The 19,384-nt window shown below is 66.9% G+C and carries 14 protein-coding genes; 3 read left to right on the top strand and 11 right to left on the bottom strand.

Features of this window, described 5'->3' with window-relative positions:
- Positions 1-2 precede the first annotated feature (2 nt).
- The 3 genes from CEK29_RS14230 (at position 3) to CEK29_RS14220 (ending at position 3,854) form a co-directional block, all read left to right on the top strand.
- Complete coding sequence (locus tag CEK29_RS14230) at positions 3-1,898, top strand: hypothetical protein (protein WP_094858497.1); 1,896 nt, start codon at positions 3-5, stop codon at positions 1,896-1,898.
- Between the two features lie 217 nt (positions 1,899-2,115).
- Positions 2,116-3,138, top strand: a complete 1,023-nt coding sequence (locus CEK29_RS14225) for a DUF4434 domain-containing protein (protein ID WP_094858496.1) — start codon at positions 2,116-2,118, stop codon at positions 3,136-3,138.
- 236 nt (positions 3,139-3,374) lie between these two features.
- Positions 3,375-3,854: a VOC family protein gene (locus tag CEK29_RS14220; RefSeq protein ID WP_094801032.1), complete on the top strand. Its 480-nt coding sequence runs from the start codon at positions 3,375-3,377 to the stop codon at positions 3,852-3,854.
- A gap of 66 nt (positions 3,855-3,920) precedes the next feature.
- On the opposite strand, the gene CEK29_RS14215 is transcribed toward CEK29_RS14220, so the two are convergent.
- Genes CEK29_RS14215 through wecB form a run of 11 tightly spaced genes read right to left on the bottom strand, consistent with a single transcriptional unit; the run spans position 3,921 to position 19,241 of the window.
- Positions 3,921-5,048, bottom strand: coding sequence for an acyl-CoA dehydrogenase family protein (locus CEK29_RS14215; protein WP_094801030.1), 1,128 nt, complete (start codon positions 5,046-5,048; stop codon positions 3,921-3,923).
- Between the two features lie 10 nt (positions 5,049-5,058).
- On the bottom strand, positions 5,059-5,748 hold the full coding sequence (locus CEK29_RS14210; protein WP_094801028.1) for an alginate O-acetyltransferase AlgF: 690 nt from the start codon (positions 5,746-5,748) through the stop codon (positions 5,059-5,061).
- Positions 5,745-7,217, bottom strand: a complete 1,473-nt coding sequence (locus tag CEK29_RS14205; RefSeq protein WP_094858495.1) for an AMP-binding protein — start codon at positions 7,215-7,217, stop codon at positions 5,745-5,747. Before CEK29_RS14205 ends, CEK29_RS14210 begins: the two co-directional genes overlap by 4 nt.
- Positions 7,218-7,262: 45 nt before the next feature.
- Complete coding sequence (locus CEK29_RS14200) at positions 7,263-7,502, bottom strand: acyl carrier protein (protein ID WP_094801024.1); 240 nt, start codon at positions 7,500-7,502, stop codon at positions 7,263-7,265.
- Positions 7,503-7,518: 16 nt separating this feature from the next.
- Positions 7,519-9,135 carry an MBOAT family O-acyltransferase gene (locus CEK29_RS14195; RefSeq protein ID WP_249279080.1) on the bottom strand — a complete coding sequence of 539 codons (1,617 nt, stop codon included), beginning with the start codon at positions 9,133-9,135 and terminating at the stop codon, positions 7,519-7,521.
- Positions 9,119-10,324, bottom strand: a complete 1,206-nt coding sequence (locus CEK29_RS14190; protein WP_255176162.1) for an alginate O-acetyltransferase AlgX-related protein — start codon at positions 10,322-10,324, stop codon at positions 9,119-9,121. Before CEK29_RS14190 ends, CEK29_RS14195 begins: the two co-directional genes overlap by 17 nt.
- A 2-nt stretch (positions 10,325-10,326) precedes the next feature.
- The gene (locus CEK29_RS14185; protein WP_440588324.1) at positions 10,327-11,322 is read right to left on the bottom strand and encodes an alginate O-acetyltransferase AlgX-related protein; all 996 of its coding nucleotides are present in this window, start codon (positions 11,320-11,322) and stop codon (positions 10,327-10,329) included.
- Positions 11,323-11,355: 33 nt separating this feature from the next.
- Positions 11,356-14,130 carry an NfrA family protein gene (locus CEK29_RS14180; protein ID WP_094858494.1) on the bottom strand — a complete coding sequence of 925 codons (2,775 nt, stop codon included), beginning with the start codon at positions 14,128-14,130 and terminating at the stop codon, positions 11,356-11,358.
- A complete protein-coding gene (locus CEK29_RS14175; protein WP_176456909.1) occupies positions 14,127-15,830 on the bottom strand; it encodes a glycosyl transferase family protein in 1,704 nt (567 codons plus the stop codon). Before CEK29_RS14175 ends, CEK29_RS14180 begins: the two co-directional genes overlap by 4 nt.
- A 15-nt stretch (positions 15,831-15,845) precedes the next feature.
- Complete coding sequence (locus CEK29_RS14170; RefSeq protein WP_094858492.1) at positions 15,846-18,059, bottom strand: hypothetical protein; 2,214 nt, start codon at positions 18,057-18,059, stop codon at positions 15,846-15,848.
- A gap of 9 nt (positions 18,060-18,068) precedes the next feature.
- Positions 18,069-19,241: a non-hydrolyzing UDP-N-acetylglucosamine 2-epimerase gene (gene wecB / locus CEK29_RS14165; RefSeq protein ID WP_094801014.1), complete on the bottom strand. Its 1,173-nt coding sequence runs from the start codon at positions 19,239-19,241 to the stop codon at positions 18,069-18,071.
- Between the last annotated feature and the right edge of the window lie 143 nt (positions 19,242-19,384).

Here is a 19,384-nt window from a genome sequence, read left to right as displayed (position 1 = left end):
AAATGTTCCTGACCCACGGGCGCCGCATTTACGCGTGGCTGTTCGCGCTGTTGCTGCTTCTGTTTGCCGGCCTGAGTCTGCGCTATCAATACCTGCTGCTCGATTATCGGGAGTGGGGTGACGAGTCCGAGACCATCGTGACCGCGAAGATGATGGCGGCAGGGATGCGGCTCTATGCCGACATTTTCAATCATCACGGTCCACTTACGTTCTTGCCAGGCCTGGTGCTCGAGAAGCTCGGCGACGTCGGGATCGCCGGCCACCGCGCATTCATCGCGCTGCTGCAGGTGCTGGCCGTACTGTCCATCACCACATCGCCCGCCTTGAAGCATGGCGCGCACCGCGTCATGGCGTCGGTCGCCGCCAAGACGATCATCCTCATACTGTTGCCCGAGATATACGGGCATATGTACCAGTATCAAACCCTTGCGGGCATTTTGCTGGTCATGATTCTGGCGCAGTACACGATCCCTGCGATTCTTTGTCCCGCGGCGCTGACGGCGTCGCGGGTGATCCCGGCAGCCGCCCTGATCGCTTCGCTTCCGTTCCTGGCCGTCACGTATCTGCCGATCGCGGGGCTGTTGTTTATCGCGTCATTGAGGCAAAAAAGCCTGCGCGCTGCCGTGATCGGCGCCTCGCTGGGTGTGTTGGCGAATGTGGTTTTTCTGGGGGTATACGGGTCTTTCGCGGGCTTTCTGGCCTTTCATCTTTATCTGAATGCGAAGGTGCTGCCGTTCTATTCTGGACTGCAGCCCGGCATGGCGCTGATCTGGAACGCGCTCTCGGTCGCCACCGCCGACTTCGCGCATGTACTGTCGCTCGTCGCCGTGCTGCTGAGCGCCTCGATGCTGGCCAGGAAAGACGCGCGCTTTCCGTGGCGGACGCTGCTGGTGCTCGCCGGTTTGTGCAGCTTGCTGATGCGCGGCGCGGACGTGCACGGCATGCCGTACTTCTACGCGATCCTGCCCCTGATCGGGCTGAGCCTGAGCGCGGTCGATACCAAGTCGCCTGCCTCCCGGCCGCTGCTGCTGGCGTTTTTGCTGCTGTGTCTGGCGAAGGTCTCTCTGCTGCTGCCCGGAGACCAGCAGAAGATCGAATCGCAGCCGGTACCGGTGCAGACGGAGTTTTCGCGCCTGGTGGCGGATTTCACCGACGAGGGTGATCGGATCATCGCCTATTCGTTCATGAACATCGAATACCTGGCATCGCACCGCTTGCCTGCATCGGGCCATTTCTTCTATTTGCCCTGGCAAGAAAAATACAACGAGCAGCCGAAGTTCGGGATCGCCATCGATGCTTGCGGGCAGATCCGGCAGGCCGCGCCCAAGGTCATGTATATCAACAAGTGGAAGGTCTGGGACAAGTTTCCGTGGGACAGCTACGCGAGCTGCGTGCAGGCGCTGATCGACTCAAATTATCTGCAGGTGCCCGACAGGCCCTTTTACGTGCGCAAGGACCTGCTGCGCGGGTTCGAGCGGTATCGCGTGCCCGGCACGCGCCGGCTGGTGGCCAGCCCGGCGCTCGAAAAGACCCGGCGCATCAAATTGCACATCGACAAGGACCTGATCGCAATGTCCCGGGATCACGCGCTGACCGCGATCGAGATCAGATTCGGCACGCATGCCCGCATCAATCCCGGCAAGGCGCGTCTGATGCTCGAGGAAGCGGGCGGCGAGCGGGTGAGTCTCGAGTTCTCGCTGGCGGGCCTGGCGGACAATCGCTATCAGCGATTCGACATTCCACAGGGCAGCTATATCGCCGGCGATATTCAATGGCGAACCGGCGTGGGCATCAGCACCTGGGAAAGCCATGACGAGAACGGCCCCGACCTGACCTGCGTGCGGTATGTCTTTTCCGATGGCAGCCGCGGCCTCACCCCGGGATGCCCGATGTTCTGAACCCTCGCGCTGTCGCGAAGCGCGAGGTGCCACGACGCGACGCCTGAACCCGGCTCCAGTGCTCCAACGCACGTTTTTCCGTCTGGGTCCATGCCTCTCACGGGCGATGCCGGATACTTCCGCCGCGCGAGCCCCAAAATCGGGTCCGGAGGGCATAATCTAGCAACGAGGCCCGGCGGCGCGTTGCCGCGGGTCCGCCACGATTGCGTGAGTAGCGATGCCCGTCGATTCGTCTGTCCTGGATTCGTCCAATTCCCTCAACCCGACCCGCCGCAGGCTGTTGCGCCTGGCCTTGTCCACGCCGGCCGTGCTGGGGCTTGGCGCCCTTGCGGGGTGTGCGACCACGCCCGGCCTGCAGGCCAGCTTTCTGCAGCCCTGGAAAAGCCATCTGGAGCTGTCGCGCACGCAGTGGCGGCGGCGCATGGGTGAGATGCATGCGCTGGGCTGCCGCGAGGTGGTGCTGCAGTGGGTGGGGCTCGTGGGCGGCAAGGATCCCGACTGGCTGGTGCCCGACGAGGTGATGGAGACCATCTTCGAGACGGCCGGCGTGCAGGGCATGAACGTGAGGGTGGGCCTGCCGTTCGACAATCGCTGGTGGAGCGCCATCGGTGCGCAGGACCCGCGCGTGTTGCAGGATTTCTTCACGCAGTCGCGCGAGGCGGCGCTGGCGTTCATGGCGGCGTCCCCGTGGCCGCAGCGCCGCCGCTTCGCCGGCTGGTATATCCCCTATGAGATCGAGCAGTACCACTGGGCGGACCCGGCGCGGCAGGACATGCTGAGCGGCTGGCTGCAGGCGCTGGCGCAAGGCGCGCAGGCGGCCAACCGTGGCGCGCCCGCGGTCTCCACTTACTTCAGTCAGCTCGAAACCCCCGGCACCCTGACCCAGCTCTGGACCCGCATCCTCGAACGCGCGCCGGTGCGCCCGATGGTGCAGGACGGCGTGGGCGTGGCCGGTTGGCCCAATCTGGCCAAGCTCGCGCCGCTGATCGAAATGCTGCGCGCGCGTGGCGTGCCGTTCGACGTGATCATCGAGCTGTTCGAGGAGCTGCCCTCCGAGAAGAAGGACGGCACCGATTTCAAGGCGCGCTCGGCCGACTGGGCGCGCGTGCAGCGCCAGCTCGAGTGGGCACGGCAGACCGGGGCGGAAAAGGTGGTGGGCTTTGCGGTGGATCCGTGGGTCACCAACGAAGACGAGCGGGCGCGGGCGCTGCGCCGCAACTGGCGCCGCTCCTACTTCTGACCCCGTTTGAACGGGCGCCGCGCCGGGCCCGTCGCGCAACCGCCACGCAACCGTCGCGTCGGAACGCCGCAGGCATCGCGCCTGCCTGAGCCGGGCCGCGCCGTCGCATACCGTTGGTCACGCATCTGACGCGCCGACGCGGCTAAGCTGGTTCTGCCGGATGCCGCGCCGGGGCCTCTGCATCGTCGTGTCCGCAACGCGCCCCGCGAGCTGCCCGGATTTTCAGGGAGACGCCCATGCTCAGCAAAAACACCATCTGCCTCTGGTACGACCGCGACGCGCTCGACGCCGCGCGTTTCTATGCGCAGACCTTTCCCGACAGCAGCGTCGGCCGCGTCATGCATGCGCCCGGCGACTATCCGGCCGGCCAGCAGGGCGACGTGCTGACGGTGCAATTCACCGTGGCGGGCATTCCGTGCCTGGGCCTGAACGGGGGCCCGACGTTCCGGCATAACGAGGCGTTCTCGTTCCAGATCGCCACCGACGATCAGGCCGAGACCGATCGCCTGTGGAACGCCATCGTGAGCAACGGCGGTCAGGAAAGCGATTGCGGCTGGTGCAAGGATAAGTGGGGCGTGTCGTGGCAGATCACGCCGCGCGCGCTGACCGACGCGATCATGGACGCCGACCCGGGCGTCGCGCAACGCGCCTTCCAGGCCATGATGACGATGCGCAAGATCGACATCGCCGCGATCGAGGCGGCACGCCGCGGTTGAAGGCGGCCCGTCCGGCCGTGCTGCCCGGACGGTGCCCGTCGCGCCTGCAGTCGTGGACGCGACGCCTTACAGCGAGCGGCCGATGATCTCGCGCAGGATTTCGCTGGTGCCGCCGAAGATACGCAGCGCGCGGGCGTCGGCCCAGGCGCGGCCGATGCCGTACTCGGTGGTGTAGCCATAGCCGCCGTAGAGTTGCAGCAGGTCGTCGAGCACCTTGCCCTGAATCTCGGTGGCGTTGAGCTTGGCCACGGCGGCCGTCAGCGCGTCGAGCGTGCCGGCCATCTGGCGCGCCAGGCAGTCGTCGAGAAACACACGCAACATCGTGAGCTGCGCCTGCGCATCGGCCAGCTTGAAGCGGCTGTTCTGGTAGTCCAGCACGCGGCGGCCGAAGGCCTTGCGCTCGCTGGTGTAGGTGACGGCTTCGCGCAACATGCCCTCGGCCGAGGCGGCCGCGCGCAATGCGATGGCCATGCGTTCGCCGGCCAGCTGCTCGTTCATGTATTCGAACCCGCGCCCCTCTTCGCCGAGCAGGGCGTCGGCGGGCAGGCGCACGTCGGTAAAGAAGAGCTCGCAGGTGTCCTGGGCATGCTGGCCGATCTTGGCGATGGGCGGGCCCTTGGTGAAGCCGGGCGTGCCTTCTTCCACGGCGAACAGCGACAGGCCGCGCGCGCCGAGATCGGGATTGGTACTGGCGGCCAGCACCACGATGCCGGCGTTCGTGCCGTTGGTGATGAAGGTCTTCTGGCCGTTCAGCACATAACCATCGCCTTCGCGCACGGCGCGGCTGCGGATGGCCTTGAGATCGCTGCCCGCGCCGGGCTCCGTCATGGCGATCGCGCCGATCAGCTCGCCCCGGGTCATGCGCGGCAGCCAGCGTTCGCGTTGCGCATCGGTGCCATACCGCATGATGTAGGGCGAGACCATATCCGAGTGGATCGAGAAGCCGATGCCCAGATAATTGGCGCGCGCCAGCTCTTCGATGACGCAGGCCGAATGCCCGTCGTCGCCGCCCAGCCCATACGGATCGGGCAGCGCGCAATTCAGCAGACCTTCTTCGCCCGCGCGGCGCCACAGGCTGCGCGGCGTCACGCCATCACGTTCCCATTGCTCGTAATGCGGCTTGATCTCTTCGGCGATGAAGCGGCGAACCTGGTCACGAAACAGCTCGTGGTCGTCGCGAAATACGGTGCGCATGCGGTGCTGCCTAGCGGGTGTACGGGTCGGTCTGGCCGGTCTGGCCCGAAAGTTGGGGGGAGGCGGCGCTGCCGGTCAGGAACAGGCTGTAATGGTCGCCGGGTTGCAGGGCGGGCAGGGGCCAGGCGGCGGTGACGGCCTGGCCGCAGGTGGCCATGAGGCTCGCCGTGACCGGGTTGATGGCCCGTGCCTTGGCGCTGGCCGGCGCCACATCGGCGAACAGCGTGGGGCCGTTGGCCACCGTCAGGCTGCCCGCGGGGCAATCCTGAGCCAGATTGTAGAACCGGATCTCCGCTTTCAGCGCATCCTGGTTGCCATTGGAATCATCCAGCGCCTTGAACGGCTGCGCGGCACCCGGCGTGGGCACGAGCGTGTTGAAGCTGTCCGGTTGCACCTGCAGCGAGCCGGCCACCTTGCCGTCGATACGAATCTCGAACGACTGGCCGCCCTTGACGATGGCATAGCTGCTGGCGCGCTGCTTGGGGCCGATTTCCTGCTCGGGGCCGCTGGCGAGCTTGACCTTGATCGGCGCCGTGCCGGGATTGACCACGCGCACGAATGAGGAGCCCGCGGGCGGGCGCGGCGCGTACAGCTGCGCGAAGGCGCCTTCGGCCTGGGCCTGGGCCGCGGCGGGGGCGGTGGCGCTCAGGGCGGCGGCGGCCAGCGCGGCAGCCAGGAGGCGGGACGACAGGGTGTTCATGCTTTCTCCGAGGATCGGCTGGTGCGCGCATCGAGGTACATGCGCTCGAGTTTCTTGCGATCGACTTTATCGCTGTTGGTCGTCGGGAACGCATCGCAGGCGAGCAGTTCCGACGGGATCATATAAGGCGGCATGCGCACCGCCAGCAGGTCTTTCCAGCTCGCCAGCGCGTCGGGCAGCGGACCCAGTCCGGGCGGGGCGGTCTGGGTGAGCTCGACGAAGCCGATCATGCGCACGAGCGTGCCGTCCGGCCGGCGCAATGCGACGGTGGCGCCGGCGCGCACGCCGGGCAGGGTGGCGAGCGCGGCGTCGACTTCGGCCAGCTCGATGCGGTAGCCGTGCATCTTGATCTGGTCGTCCTTGCGGCCCTTGAAGGTCACGAGACCCTGGTCATCGATCACGCCCAGGTCGCCGCTGCGATAGGCCCGCTTGCCGTTGTGCGTGAACAGCACGTTCTGGTCGAGATCGGGCCGGTTCAGATAGCCATACATGACGTGATCGCCCGACATGCAGATTTCGCCGTCCACCAGGAAGACCTCGGCGTAGGGCTTGGCGCGGCCGATCGGAAACGGATTGGGCGCGCGGGCACGCAGGGCCGGGTCGATCTCGACCCAGGTGGTGGAGCAGGTGGCTTCGGTCGGCCCGTACGAGTTGATGATGCGCACCGACGGAAAGCGCGTCCAGAGCTCCTCGGCCAGCGTCGGCGTGAGCGATTCGGCGCCGAACACGAACACCTTCAGTGCCGGCAGGTGTTCGTGGTTGAACTCCGGATTGATGAGCTGCTGACGCACGAACGAAGGCGTGGACGCCCACACCTCGATCTTGTTCTGCGCCAGATAGCCCACGAACTGGTCGCGCTGACCGATCACCTCGCGCGGGCACAGCACGCACACGCCGCCCAGCACCAGCGCGCCGCAGATATCGAACAACGAGAAGTCGAACGAAAACAGCATCTGGTTCATGAACGCGGGCGCCGGACCCAGATTCAGGCAGTCGCGGATCCAGCCGGCGAACAGCGCCACGCTTTCGCGGCCGATCTGCACGCCCTTGGGATCCCCGGTGCTGCCCGAGGTGAACATGATGTAGGCCAGGCCGGTCTGCCTGAGCGGCTGCGGGTCGGCGCAGGCCGGCTCGAAGCGGTCGGCCGTCGCGTCGTAACGCACGGGCGCCTGCACGATATCGCCGATGCGCTGGATGCGTTGCTGCGGATTGATGGTGTCGACCGGCACGTAGGTCACGCCCATGCGCAGGCAGGCGAGCATGGCCACCAGGAAGCCGGCTTCCTTGTGGCCCGAGATCACCAGGGCATAGCCGGGGGCGACACCCGCGGCGCGCGCGCGCGTGATCCACGCGTCGGTCGCCTCGCGCAGCGCGCCCCAGCTCATCGTGCCGCTGGCATCCTGGATGGCGGGCGCCTCCGCAGCGACATCGGTATCGGCGAAGTCGTAAAGATCGAAATCGAAGCGCATGTCGGAACTCCTGCTGCGGATGCGCGCGGCGGCGCGAGTGAACGATCAGCCTTGCTTGTTTTCGGCGATGAACTGCGCCAGCGCCTGCACCGATTCCAGATGCACGTCGATCTCGGTCGGCGGGATCTTGACGCCGAACTTGCGCTCCACGGCGAGCGCCACGTCCACCGCCGAAAGCGAATCGATCAGGCCGGATTCCACCAGCAGCGTATCGGCATCGACCTTGGTGAGGATGACGCCTTCGATGATGTCGGCAACTTGCTGTTCGAGTTCTTGCATGTCCATGACGGCTCCAGTGAGGTCAGAATTGGAAGTAGAGGAAGCGGGTTTCTTTGTGCAGATTCAGCAGGCACAGGGCCAGCATCAGCAGCATCACGCCCAGCCAGGCCAGGTTCGGCCGCCAGCGCATCCACGGCGTGGGCGCCGGATTCGGACGCACCAGGGCGGGCGAGTAGCGGCCCATGATCTGGTGCGCGTTGGGCGTGAACCACACGATGGCCAGCAGCACGATCACGTACAGCAGCTGAATGTGGCGGCCCGCCAGCATGCGCCAGCCGTCCGCGAACGAGACGCCCGACAGGTAGGAGAAGGTCTCCATGCCTTCGAAGCCGCGCAGGCCCATCATGCCCTGCACCAGCAGCCAGGCATCCGCGGTGCTGTGCGCACGGAAGAAGGCCTGGGCCACCAGCACCGCGGCGAAGGTCAGCAGCAGATAAAAGATCTTGGCGAGGCGGCCGGGGTTGCGCGACACGGCCGCCTGGCGGCCCACCACGAAGATGCGCCAGGCGTGATTGATCGACAGATACCCGGCATGCAACAGGCCGAACACCAGATACTGCAGACCGGCGCCGTGCCAGATCCCGGCGAGCCCCATGGTGAAGACGGTCGGAAGCACGATGGTCGAGGCGAAGCCGCCGGCGGTCGCGACGCCCGCCGCGCCCACGGGCTTGCCGCGGTCGGTGCGCCAGCGCGACACCGCCATGGCCACCGGGTAATAGAGATAGGCGGTCAGATATCGCGTCAGCGTGATGTGCCAGCGCGCCCAGAAATCGATGATGCTGGTCGCCTTGTAGGGCGAATTGAAATTCAGCGGGAAGCGGATGCCGAACATCTTGGCCAGGCCCAGGGCCATGTCCGAGTAGCCCGAAAAATCGAAATAGAGCTGCAGGGCGTAGCTCATGCTCGCGCCCCAGGCGGCCCAGAACTGCAGCGATCCCGGTTCGGCGAAGCCCGCGTCGGCATACGGCGCGATCGAGTCGGCCAGCACCACCTTCTTGGTCAGGCCGATCAGGAACAGCATGCCGCCGATGGACAGGTTTTCGGAGCGGAAGCGGTAGTTATCGCGCTGCGCGAATTGCGGCATCATCTCTTTGTGATGCAGGATCGGGCCGGCGATCAGGTGCGGGAAGAACGTCACGAACAGCACGTACGAGAGCAGGCTGCGCTCGTTGACCACGCCGGCGCGGCAGTCCAGCAGGTAGCCGATCTGGGTGAACGTGAAAAACGAGATGCCCAGCGGCAGCAGGATGTCGTCGATCGGGCCGCCGCTGCCCATGCCCATGCCATGCAGAAAGCCCAGCAGCGCCGTGAAGTACTTGTAATAAAAGAGCAGGGCGAGGTCGCCCGCCACGCCCAGGCCGGTCACGAGCAGCTGCAGCTTGGGCCGCGAGCCCAGGCTCAAGATGATCTGGCTGACGATGTAGTTAAACGCGATCGAGCCCGACAGCAGCACGACGAACTGCGGATTCCACCAGCCATAGAAAACGATCGAGGTGATGCACAGCCAGAGCGCGGCCAGGCGCAGGCTCACCGAGCCGACGGCGTAGTGCACGGCCAGCGTGATGGGCAGGAAGACCAGCAGGAAGAGATAGGAGTTGAAGAGCATCGCGGCGTCGTCGTTGTTATTTGAGCGCGGCAAGCGCCTTGCGTTCTTCGGGCGTGAGCGGCAGCGAAAGCGCCATTTCCGAGAACTCCCAGATCACCAGCTTCAGACTCTTCGGCCACTTGTCCTGCTGCTGGAATGCCGCGAGCAGGGCGCCGGAAAACTGGCCGCCATCCAGGCTCAGATTCCAGACTTCGCGACCCAGGCCTTCGCCCAGGCGTTCGGCGAACAGGCTGCGCCGGCCGTTGGAGCTGCCTGCCAGCAGCACCTCGACGGGCGGCGTGTCGTCGAGCAGGCCCCCGCCACGCACCGGGGCGATGGTCTGTTCGGGTTCCTTGTCCAGCGGCGGACGCCAGGCCGGCGGCGCATGCTCCAAACCGGCCAGCACGATCAGGTCGCCCATGCGCGGCACGGCGGGTCCGGGCGGATCCACCTTGAAAGCCTGAGGACCGCGTCCGCCCAGCAGCGGCAAGGCGGCCTGCGCGACGGCGTTGGCCGCCGCCTGCGCGCCCACCGATGTCATGTGTACGTCGGTATGAAAGAAGCGCGGCGCCGTGCCCTGCGCGAGCGCGGGCCGCAGGTCCACATAGGGCACCTTGTAGCTGCCCAGCACGCGCTGCCAGTCGTCCAGGCGGTCACGCATGGCCTGCGAGTAGCGCAGGCCGCAAAGTCCGTCGGCCTGGATGCGCGACTTGTCGGGCACCGGCACCACGAGCACCTGCACGCCGCGCTCGCGCAGGCGGTCGACCCAGTGCCGCATCAGCGTGATGCGGCCTTCATAGGCATCGCGTACGCCGGGTTGCGGACGCAGGCCGTCGCGGTAATAGAGCCAGTCGGGGCAACCCATCGTCACCTGCGGGCCGAGATCGCCCAGCAGACGATAGCGGGCGGCCGCGGTGGCGGTATCCATTTCTGCCTGAATCGGCAGGCGCAACGCCGCATTGAGCGCATTCCCGGCGTGACCATCGGCCCACGACGACGGCGTGAGCTGATCGGCGCTGACCTTGGCGTTGGCCAGCATCCACATGCCGGACAGCCCGCCCACGGTCAGCAGACCCGCGACCACGAGGGCGGTCAGCCGGTGCGACGGCTCGGGCCCGGTATCCGGCGGGGGCGAACCCGCCTTCTTGATACCGGGCGCCCCGGCCTTCGCGGCCAACTTGCCCGCGGCCATGCCGGGCGCGGTCTGCGCGCCCGATTCGCCGGGCTCTTGCGGCGTGCTCATGCTCATTGACCCAGTGCGCGGCGCATGCGGCTGCGGAAGGTGTCGGGGCTCATGATCGAGGCGTTATCCCACAGCCCTTGCGCGTTCGGGCCCTGCGAGTAGGCGGGCTCGAACATCTGCCACACCAGCACTTGCGGCGGGTTCTGCTTGAACGCGGGGGACTCGAGATACTCGAGCAGCATGGTCCAGTGGCCGACGTTACCCGGCTTCCAGTTGACGCTGACCGGACGGTCGAGCTCGTTGGACAGCTTCTGCGGGAAGCCGAAGTACGGCTGCACCATGCTGTGACCGGTCACGTGCACCGGCGCGGGCGCATCCTCGAGCAGGCTCTGACCTTCGGCCTGGCGGCGCACCGTGAAAGTGTCGCGGCCGATCTGCTTGCGTTGCTCGGCCGTCAGGAAAAGCTCGGCCAGGTCGCCATAGCGACGCTCGTTGAACACCGTGCCGAGCGGCATGCCGGTGCCCGGCTTGCCCGCGAGCTGCTTGACGTTCTGCTTGATCTGGGCCGCCACGGCGACCGCGGTGGCGTCGGCCGCCGGCTGCGTCCAGTGCTGGTCGCTGCGGTAGAACACGTCCTGGCCGCCCTGCTTGACCTTCTGCAGCACCGCCTCGTCGTCGATCGCGAGGATCTGCGCCTGCTTGAGCTTGCCCAGAATGGTCTGGTAGCGGCCCTGCACGGCGGGGCTCAACGACTTGTCGGCGGGCAGCTTGTCGCCGTAGAAACGGGTCTTGTCCGGCAGCACCAGCACTTCGAGCTGGATGTTGCGTTTGGCCAGCGCGTCGCGCGTGTCCTTGATGAGCTGGGTCGAGGCGTCGATGCCGGCCGTGTCGACCTGGGTCAGGCTGCCCCAGCCGGGGAAGAGCCAGCCGTCCTTGCCCATGAAGACGATCGACGACGCGGTGGCCTGCGCGTGCGCCGCGCCGAGGCCGGCCAGGGTGAGGGCGACCGCGGCCGCGGGGCGGCGCAGGGCGGTCAGGGTGCGAAAGAGGGTGCTCAAGCGATTCTCCTGGTGATAAGTGGCGGGCTCGGCCTAGTAGTACATCGTCATGTTCATGAAGAAGCCCTTGGCGCGGTCGGTCGCGCCGCCACCGATAGGGGTGCGGTACTGCATGGACACATTGAAATAAGAGCGGGCCGCGTTGTAGTGGTCTTCGCGGAACCAGTAGCGCACGTCGATACCGGGGCCCACGCCCATCGACCAGCTCTTGCCGTTGCCCGACAGGGCGTAGCTTTGCGTGCCCAGCGGGTCGCCGTAATCGACGCCGCTGACACGGCTCTTCTGCCACAGCCAGTCGGTCGCGAGCACGGCGTGCGGAAACACGACCAGCTTGTTGCTGATGCGGTCGAGGCGGAAGCTCTGACCCACGCGCAACTCGGCGGAGGCAAAAGCCTGGTCGCGCGAGAGCTTGCCGCGGGACTGGTAGCGGTCTGCGGTATTGCCATTCGAGTCGAGGCCGCGCACGTCGAAGCGCGCGCTGTTGCTGTCCCACGCATAGCCCAGCTGCGAGTAGCCTTCGATCGTGAGCCAGCTCGGCACGTCGGAACGCAGGCTGTTGCCGTAGTAGTAGCCGTAGGTCAGGTAGGTCATCCAGCCGCCCGCGTCGCCGTTCAGCTTGTACGACGCGGTCGCGTTCTGCAGGCGCGGATCGAACTGCTGGCGGATGTCGCACTGGAGCTGACGCGAGGCCGGGTTCAGCGAGCCCTGGCGCGTGGCGCTGCCCAGGAAGAAGCGCCGCTCGAGGCCGAACGACACGCCCGTGTCCGACAAGGCGTAGCGCAGGCCCAGCGAGCCGATCGTGCTCGGGAAGCCGGTGGCCGAGCGGGAGCGCAGGGTGCCGTCGGGACCGGTCACTTCCACGTCGTTCTGAATGCCGCAGGGATCCACGAAGCGGGTGGATTGGAACTTGCTGCTGCCCTCGTAGATCGTGTTCGACAGGCGGGCGTAGGCTTCCAGCGTGCCGTACTGGTTGTTGGTCGCGGGCGGACGCCAGAACACTTCGGCCGTGCTGAACGCGGCGTCTCCGGGGGTGCTGATGGCCGCGCCGTCCAGGCTGCTCGAGGCGGGGCGCGCGCCGCGATAGCCGATCGAGGCGATGGCGCCCCATTCTCGCGACAGGCCGGCGATGGCGCCGCGCGTGTTCTCGCGTTGCTGGGGATCGAGCTTCAGATTGCCGGTGTCGTCCAGATCGATGGCCTGTTTGAGCTTCTCGACGGCCTGGCGGTTATCGCCGGTGGCCGAGAGCGCATACGCCTCGTCGAGGATCACCGTGGGCGGTGCCTTGCCGGTGTCGCGCGCGGCACGGAAATCCTGCAGCGCCAGTTCGGGCCGGCCGGTGCGCTGGCGCAGGTAGGCGCGCTGCATCAGCAGCGACGGATCCTGCGGGGTCTTGGCCAGCGCGGCATTGAGCCGTTGCTCGGCCTGCGCCGCCTGGGCGGCATTGCCCGAAGCGAGCGCGGTCGTCAGCAATTGCTGCAGGGCCGGGTCATCGGGCGACGCGGCGACCGCGCGCTGGGCCTGCTCGATCGCTTCCTGGTAGTGCTGGCGGCCATAGGCCGCGTAGGCCAGCGCGGCCGGGCTGTTGCCGCCGCCGGCTTCGTCCGAGGGCGCAAGCTCGCACTGCGTGCCGTACGGCGTGTCGCGGCAGGCCTGCGCCGGCGGGGGATAGTTCGATGCCGTCAGCATGGGCGCGGACTTGCCCGCGCGGATGAGCTTCTGGCGCCGTGCGACGCCTTCGTCCTTGGCGTCCATGGGCTCGATGATGCTGCGCGCCCGCGCGTAGTCGCCCGCGGCGATGGCGCCGTCGATGGCGATCAGGCGGATGTTGCGGCGCTGATCGTCGTCGAGCCAGTCCTGCTTGAGCGCTTCGTCGAAATCGGCGTTCGCTTCGGCGGTCTTGCCCTGGCGCTGCTTCAGATAGCCGCGCAGCACGAGCGCCACGGTGTTTTCGTCGTCCTGCACCAGCGCGTCGCTGGCGGCGGCTTCGGCGGCGTCGAGCTGGTCGGCCAGCATCAGCGTGGTGAGCAGCAGCAGGCGGTAGCTGGAGACATCGGGCGCGAGCGCCACGGCTTCGCGCGCGAGCGGGATGGCCGCGGCGGGCCGATCCACGGCGAGTTCGCGGTAGGCGGCCGCGACCGGATCGATGGCGATGCGGCGCTTGATGGCCGCGCGGCGCGCTTCCAGGTCGCCCTTGTTGGGCGCGCCCAGTGCGATGGCGGCCGTGGCCGCCTTCTCGGCCTCGGGAAATTTTTGTTGCGCCTGCAACGAGTCCACCCACAGGATCGACCACTCGCCTTGCGAGGGATCGATGCGCACCGCGCGCTCGGCGCCGGCGGCCGCCGCCTGCATCTCGCCGCGGTTGTAGTCGGCGTAGGCCTTGGTGGCGATCGGGAACGCGCGGTTGTAGGCGGCGCTGCGGCCATTGCCGGCGCCGGCGCCGGGGGCCGGGCCCTGGCGCAGGTTGGTCACCGCGGCGCGCAGGCCCGGATCGTCCACCCCCTGCTTGAGCGCGGCCTGCGCGGCCTCGCGCGCCTCTTTGATGCGGCCGAGCTTCTGCAGCGTGTAGACCTTCAGCAGCTGCAGCCGCGCGACGTCCGGACGCGTCTTGAGCGCGCCGTTGACCTGCGTCAGCGCGTCGGCGAACTTGCCGGCGTTGTAGCTTTTGTAGGCCTGGTCGGCCAGCTCGAAGGCCTCGCCGCTCAGCGGGACTTCTTCGGCCGCCAGGACAGGGCCGGCGGGGACCAGGCTGGCGCCGGTAACGGCGCACAAGGCTGCGGCCAGCAGCAGGGGGCGCGTGAATGCAATCATGTTGGGTTCGATCTTTGTTCGGGCGAGGCCGACGGGGGGTGATTCGGTGCGGCGTTGCCGTGCTGATACGAGATCGCCTCGTTCAGCGTCGGCTCGTCGAGCCAGCCGCGCTCGAGCAGGATTTGCCCGAGGGGGCGGTGTTCGGTCGCCTGCGCTTCCAGCGCCTGACGCAGATGGTTCTCGTCGACGGCGCGCCACGATAGCAGCAGATCGCCCAGACGCAGACGCTGCTGCGTCAGCTGGTCGGCCGACGGGAAGTCATGCATGGTCTTGTCCCAGACCAGGCGCTTGCGGAAGATGAGGTGGCCCAGGTACAGGCGCCACGCGCGCGCCGCCGCCATGGCGTTGATGAAGTTGCCCACGATCATGCGCGGCGCCGACAGCAGGGCGTGCTCCCACCCGTAGAGGCGGCCCACGAAATACGCGCGTTGCGTCAGGCGCAGCCCCAGCAGGATCGTGTTGATCCACATCAGGTTCAGCACCCAGCTGCTGGGCCCGAATGCCGACGGGAAGAACACGGTCCACCAGCCCATCGCATTGATGAACATGAACAGGACGAACTGCGCCAGCAGCAGGTACGCCACGATCGCGATGAACGACGTGAAGAGGCCCTTGCGGTCACGGAACAGCAGATACTTGGTCGCGAACGAGCCCGTCCAGCCGACCTGCTGCCAGCCCTGCAGCCCGATCCCGAGCGTCCAGCGCGCCTTCTGGCGGTAGGCGGTGCGGAAGGTGTTCGGGAAGTACTCGCGCACGCCCAGCGGCATGTGCACCGCCACCATGCGTTCCTTGCCCCAGCCGAAGAGCCCCCGGCGCTTGGCGACGTAGTCCACCGGAAACTTGCCGAAGATCTGCTTCATGCCGCGCTGCGAGAGCCGCGCGCCGATGTCGTAATCCTCGGTCAGGGTATCCGTGTTGAACGGCTGGTTGTGGGTCTGGGCCGCCAGATCGAGCAGGGCGCGGCGCGAAAAACAGGTGCCCACACCGGCCGACGGCACCATGCGCGACATGCTCTCGCGCACCACCAGATCCTTGGTGTGCCACTCGGCGAACTCGTCCATGTAGGTGCCGGCAACGAACTCGTGCCAGTGACGCTCGAGCGAGGTCACGGGCAGCTGGATGAAGTCGATGCGCGGCAGCAGGTAATTGAAGTACTTCAGCTCGAGCGGGTGAAGCACGTCTTCGCTGTCGTGCAGGATCACGCCGGCAAACGGCTCGTCCTGCTTGGCGTCCTGCGCGAAGATCGCTTGCACGATCCAGTTCAGACAATCGGCCTTGCAGGTCGGGCCATCGTGCGGCACCTCCACGCGCACGAGCTGGCGGTAGCGCAGCTTCATGCGCTCGACTTCCTGGATCGTGCGGGCGTCGTTCTGGTAGGTGCCCGCGAAGATCATGTAGTTCTTGTACTCGAGCGTGGCGACCATGTTCTCGAGCATGGGCGCGATCACGTCGTACTCGAGCCAGGCCGGCACCATGATCGCCAGCGGCTGCTCGGGCTTGGCGCGCAGCTCCTCGGCCGTCAGGGCCTTGTAGCGCCGCTTGATCGTGACCGATCGCCAGGCTTCGCGCACCCAGTACCAGAGATCGATGAACAGATCATCGAGGCTCGAGAGCATGATGAGCACGCCTACGATCGCGGCCATGATCTCCAGGCCGCGATAGTAGTCCGCCACCAGATAGGGCAGGTAGAGCGAGGACATGATCGCCCGCCGTCCTTACTTCTTCTCGCTGCGGGCCCGGGCGCGGCGCGCCATCACGGCCAGCACCAGCGCCAGCAGGATCAGGGCGCCCAGCAGCGGCACACCCCAGCCCAGATACTGACGCCATTCGTAGAACGGACCGCCACCCATGCCGGGCGGTTGGCTCAGGCCGGGGTCGGTGGTGTCGATCCAGGCCAGCGCGCCTTGTTCGCCCAGCACCACGGCGTTGCCGCGGGTCAGCACGAACGACTCCGCGAAGCGCGCGGGATGCTCGCCGAGTGCCTGCCAGAGAATGCCGTTCTGCGTGCCCGACTTGACCACCGACGCCGTGCTGAGACGGTCCGGGCCTTCGACGTCGAGCCAGGGCTGGTCGTTCTGCGCCTTGCCACGGACGGTCAGGCGCTTGCCGTCGACCACATTGATGACCGGTGCCACGCCGTCGACAGGCACACCCATCGACAGGAACGGCTTCGTCGGTTTGACGGCCTGTGCGCCGTCGGCCAGCACGAGTTCGGCGCGCACCGGCGACAGGGCGCTGGCGTTGGCCAGCGCGATCAGGTTGCGCAGCGGCGTCACCGGCGCGTCGAGCGCGCTCTGCGGCACCAGCACCTGCGGCGTGCCCGCCAGCAGCGGCAGGATGCCCACGAAGGTGCCGTCCGGTTGCGCGCTGCCGGCACGCACGAAGCTCGAAGGCAGCACGTTGACCGGATAGCCCTGCGGCGTTTCGGCACAGTTGGGCGACACGGGCTGGCGCTGGAACGACACGCGCAGGTTGTTGGTCACGCCCAGCGCATAGCCCGGCACCCGCGCGGCGAGCCGCTCCGGGTGGCCGTCCGCGTCGAGTTGCTTGGCATTGAGCAGCACGCCGTTCCAGATGACCGACGCCACGGGCTTGGTGATGGACGCGCCGGGCGCGGCGGCCAGGTCGAGCACCAGTTCGCCCGGAATGCGGCCATCGCTGGAGATGGCGGCCAGCGGGAACGTCATGTTCCAGTCGCCGCGCGTCACCACATCGAACACCGTGGTGGAGGCGCCGAGCGCCGTCAGGCGCGTCGTGTCGCCCAGGCTGGCTGCGTTCTGGCCGGCCTGGAACACCGTGGCCTGGCGCGACGTGAGCACGCGGCGCCAGATGCTGTCGAAGATGCCGGCGGCTTGCGCGCCGGCGTCCGGCGAGATCGAGATCATCGGCTGATGCCCGAGCAGCGCCACCTTGACCTGCTGCGCGGCCGGCTTGTCGCTGGCGAGCGTGGCATGGCGCTCGCGCCATTGCGTGAGTTCGCGGGCCGCGTCGGCATCGTTCTGCAACTGCCCGGCGAGCGCATCCAGCGCCTGATCGATCTGGCCGGTCAGCGCGCTATCGGTGATCGCCAGATCCCCTTGCGCGCCGCCCAGCACGATCAAGGCGCCGACCTCGGCCGGGTCGGCGATCTTGTGCGTGTCTTTGCCCGCGAAGGCGGCAAAGGCCGGGATGCTGCTCAGCGCGGCGGGCACCTGCAGGCCGGCCAGGCGGATCTCGTCGCCCACGGCGGGCAGGCTTTTCACGACCGCGCGCTTGCCGGTGCGCTCGAGCGCCACGCCCACGCGCCACGCCGCGTCGAAGCTCTGCTTGTCGAGCTTGCCACCGGCCACCAGCAGGACCGGTTGGCCCGGCAGCGTGTGCCAGGTGTCGTCCAGGCCGCGCACGGCCTGGGCGGGATAGCGGTAGGTCAGGCGCGTGTCGGGCGACAGCGTCAGCACATTGGCCGTGAGGCGGTCCGACTCGCACAGGCGCAGGCCGATCGGCGAGCTCCAGTTCACGGTGAGTTGCACGAAGCCCGATTCACGCGCACGCGGCTCGATCGGCAGGGCGCGATGCAGATTGCCTTCGCGATCCACGACGCGCTGCGCGACCTGAGGACGTCCATCGATCGCCACGTTCAGCGTGGCGGGCACGTCCTCGCCCTTCAGGTAATTGCCTTCCAGCGTCAGCGCGGCATCGGTCAAGGTCACGCCGCGCGGCACCGGCAGGAAGAATTCCTGGCGGTTATCGCTTTGGTCGAGCACGACAGGATTGCCGATGCCCAGGTCCTTCAGAGACAGACTGCGCTGGATCAAACCGTCACGTCCCAGCTCGAGCAGGGCGTCGCTGGCAGGGCTGGCCATGACGGCTGCCGGACCGGCGAGGCAGGCCAGCAGCAGCGCGCGGCGCGCGGCATGGAGGCGGAAAGTGCGGGTAGAAGTGATGACCATGATGGGGTTTTAGGCGACCAAGGAGTGAGGGACGGCCAGGCCAGGCTGGCTGGGATCGAACTCTTGCACCGCGCGACCCAGCAGGGCAGACACGATGCGCGCGCTTGCGTTGCCGTCGCCGTAGGGATTGACGCCCCGGGCGAAGCGTTCGTAATGCGCGGGATCATCGAGCAGTGCATTGACCGCCCGCACGATGCGGTCGGATTCCGTGCCGACCAGCGCCACCGTGCCGGCGGCCAGGGCCTCCGGCCGTTCCGTCACATCGCGCATGACGAGAACGGGCTTGCCCAGGTGAGGGGCTTCCTCCTGGACACCACCAGAGTCGGTGAGAATGATGTGGGCGCGGCGCATGAACCAAACGAAATCGAGGTAATCGAGCGGATCGATGAGGTGGACGTTCGACAGTCCCGACAACGTGCCCATCACGACCTCGCGCACCTGCGGATTCAGATGCACCGGATAGACGATATCCAGGTCATCGCGTTTCGCGAGGGTGGCGAGGGCGGCGCAGATGTTGCGAAAGCCCTCTCCGAAGCTTTCGCGACGATGCCCCGTAACAAGCAGTAGTCGGCGGTCCGGATTCTGCCAGTGATAGCGCGTCGATAGCGCATTATTGAGGGCCCGATCACTGTCAAGCTTTGTCAAGGTCAGGTCCAGCGCATCGATCACGGTGTTCCCGGTGACGTAAATGCGGCCCTGCAGATTCTCCTGGCGCAGGTTCGCACGCGAGGTCAGCGTGGGTGCGAACAGCCACTGTCCCACCACATCCACGACGCGGCGGTTCATTTCTTCAGGAAAGGGTTGTGCGAGATCGCCGGTGCGCAGACCGGCCTCGACGTGGCCGATCGGAATGCGGCGATGAAAGGCGGCGAGGCTGCAGGCGGTGGCGGTGCTCGTATCGCCGTGCACGAGCACGACGTCGGGCTTCACCTCTTCGAGCAGCGCGTCCACGCGCGTCATGATGCGGGCGAAGAGGCCGTTGAGCGTCTGGTTGGGCACCATCACATCCAGATCGTGATCGGCCTGGATCTCGAACAGCTGCAGCACCTGGTCCAGCATCTGGCGATGCTGGCCGGTGACACACACGACGCTCTCGACGGTGCGTTCCTGTTGCAATGCCCGAACCAGCGGCATCATTTTGATGGCCTCGGGCCGGGTACCAAAGATCGACAGGATTTTCATCGGACGCACCAGTCAAAGAATGAGTGGCCCCGAGCGCAGATTCTGCGTGGGCGATAAGCCTCGCAATAATCTGAAAACTAGAATATTTGCGTGGCAGGATATAGCAAGATGCTTAATCCTGCGTATTAAAGTCTCACATACGA

Origin of the sequence: Bordetella genomosp. 5 (assembly GCF_002261475.1) — a bacterium.
GTDB lineage: Bacteria > Pseudomonadota > Gammaproteobacteria > Burkholderiales > Burkholderiaceae_B > Bordetella.
Note: the sequence above shows the minus strand (reverse complement) of the source record. Positions and strands in the feature narration are given on the sequence as shown.

Excerpts from the sequence above, each read along its gene's own strand:
- CEK29_RS14205 (WP_094858495.1), bottom strand. The coding sequence starts at position 7,217 with ATGCGCTTCGATTTCGATCTTTACGACTTCGCCGATACCGATGTCGCT.
- wecB (WP_094801014.1), bottom strand. The coding sequence starts at position 19,241 with ATGAAAATCCTGTCGATCTTTGGTACCCGGCCCGAGGCCATCAAAATG.
- CEK29_RS14225 (WP_094858496.1), top strand. The coding sequence starts at position 2,116 with ATGCCCGTCGATTCGTCTGTCCTGGATTCGTCCAATTCCCTCAACCCG.
- CEK29_RS14215 (WP_094801030.1), bottom strand. The coding sequence starts at position 5,048 with ATGCGCACCGTATTTCGCGACGACCACGAGCTGTTTCGTGACCAGGTT.
- CEK29_RS14175 (WP_176456909.1), bottom strand. The coding sequence starts at position 15,830 with ATGTCCTCGCTCTACCTGCCCTATCTGGTGGCGGACTACTATCGCGGC.
- CEK29_RS14170 (WP_094858492.1), bottom strand. The coding sequence starts at position 18,059 with ATGGTCATCACTTCTACCCGCACTTTCCGCCTCCATGCCGCGCGCCGC.
- CEK29_RS14180 (WP_094858494.1), bottom strand. The coding sequence starts at position 14,130 with ATGATTGCATTCACGCGCCCCCTGCTGCTGGCCGCAGCCTTGTGCGCC.
- CEK29_RS14190 (WP_255176162.1), bottom strand. The coding sequence starts at position 10,324 with ATGAGCACGCCGCAAGAGCCCGGCGAATCGGGCGCGCAGACCGCGCCC.
- CEK29_RS14200 (WP_094801024.1), bottom strand. The coding sequence starts at position 7,502 with ATGGACATGCAAGAACTCGAACAGCAAGTTGCCGACATCATCGAAGGC.
- CEK29_RS14210 (WP_094801028.1), bottom strand. The coding sequence starts at position 5,748 with ATGAACACCCTGTCGTCCCGCCTCCTGGCTGCCGCGCTGGCCGCCGCC.
- CEK29_RS14230 (WP_094858497.1), top strand. The coding sequence starts at position 3 with ATGTTCCTGACCCACGGGCGCCGCATTTACGCGTGGCTGTTCGCGCTG.
- CEK29_RS14220 (WP_094801032.1), top strand. The coding sequence starts at position 3,375 with ATGCTCAGCAAAAACACCATCTGCCTCTGGTACGACCGCGACGCGCTC.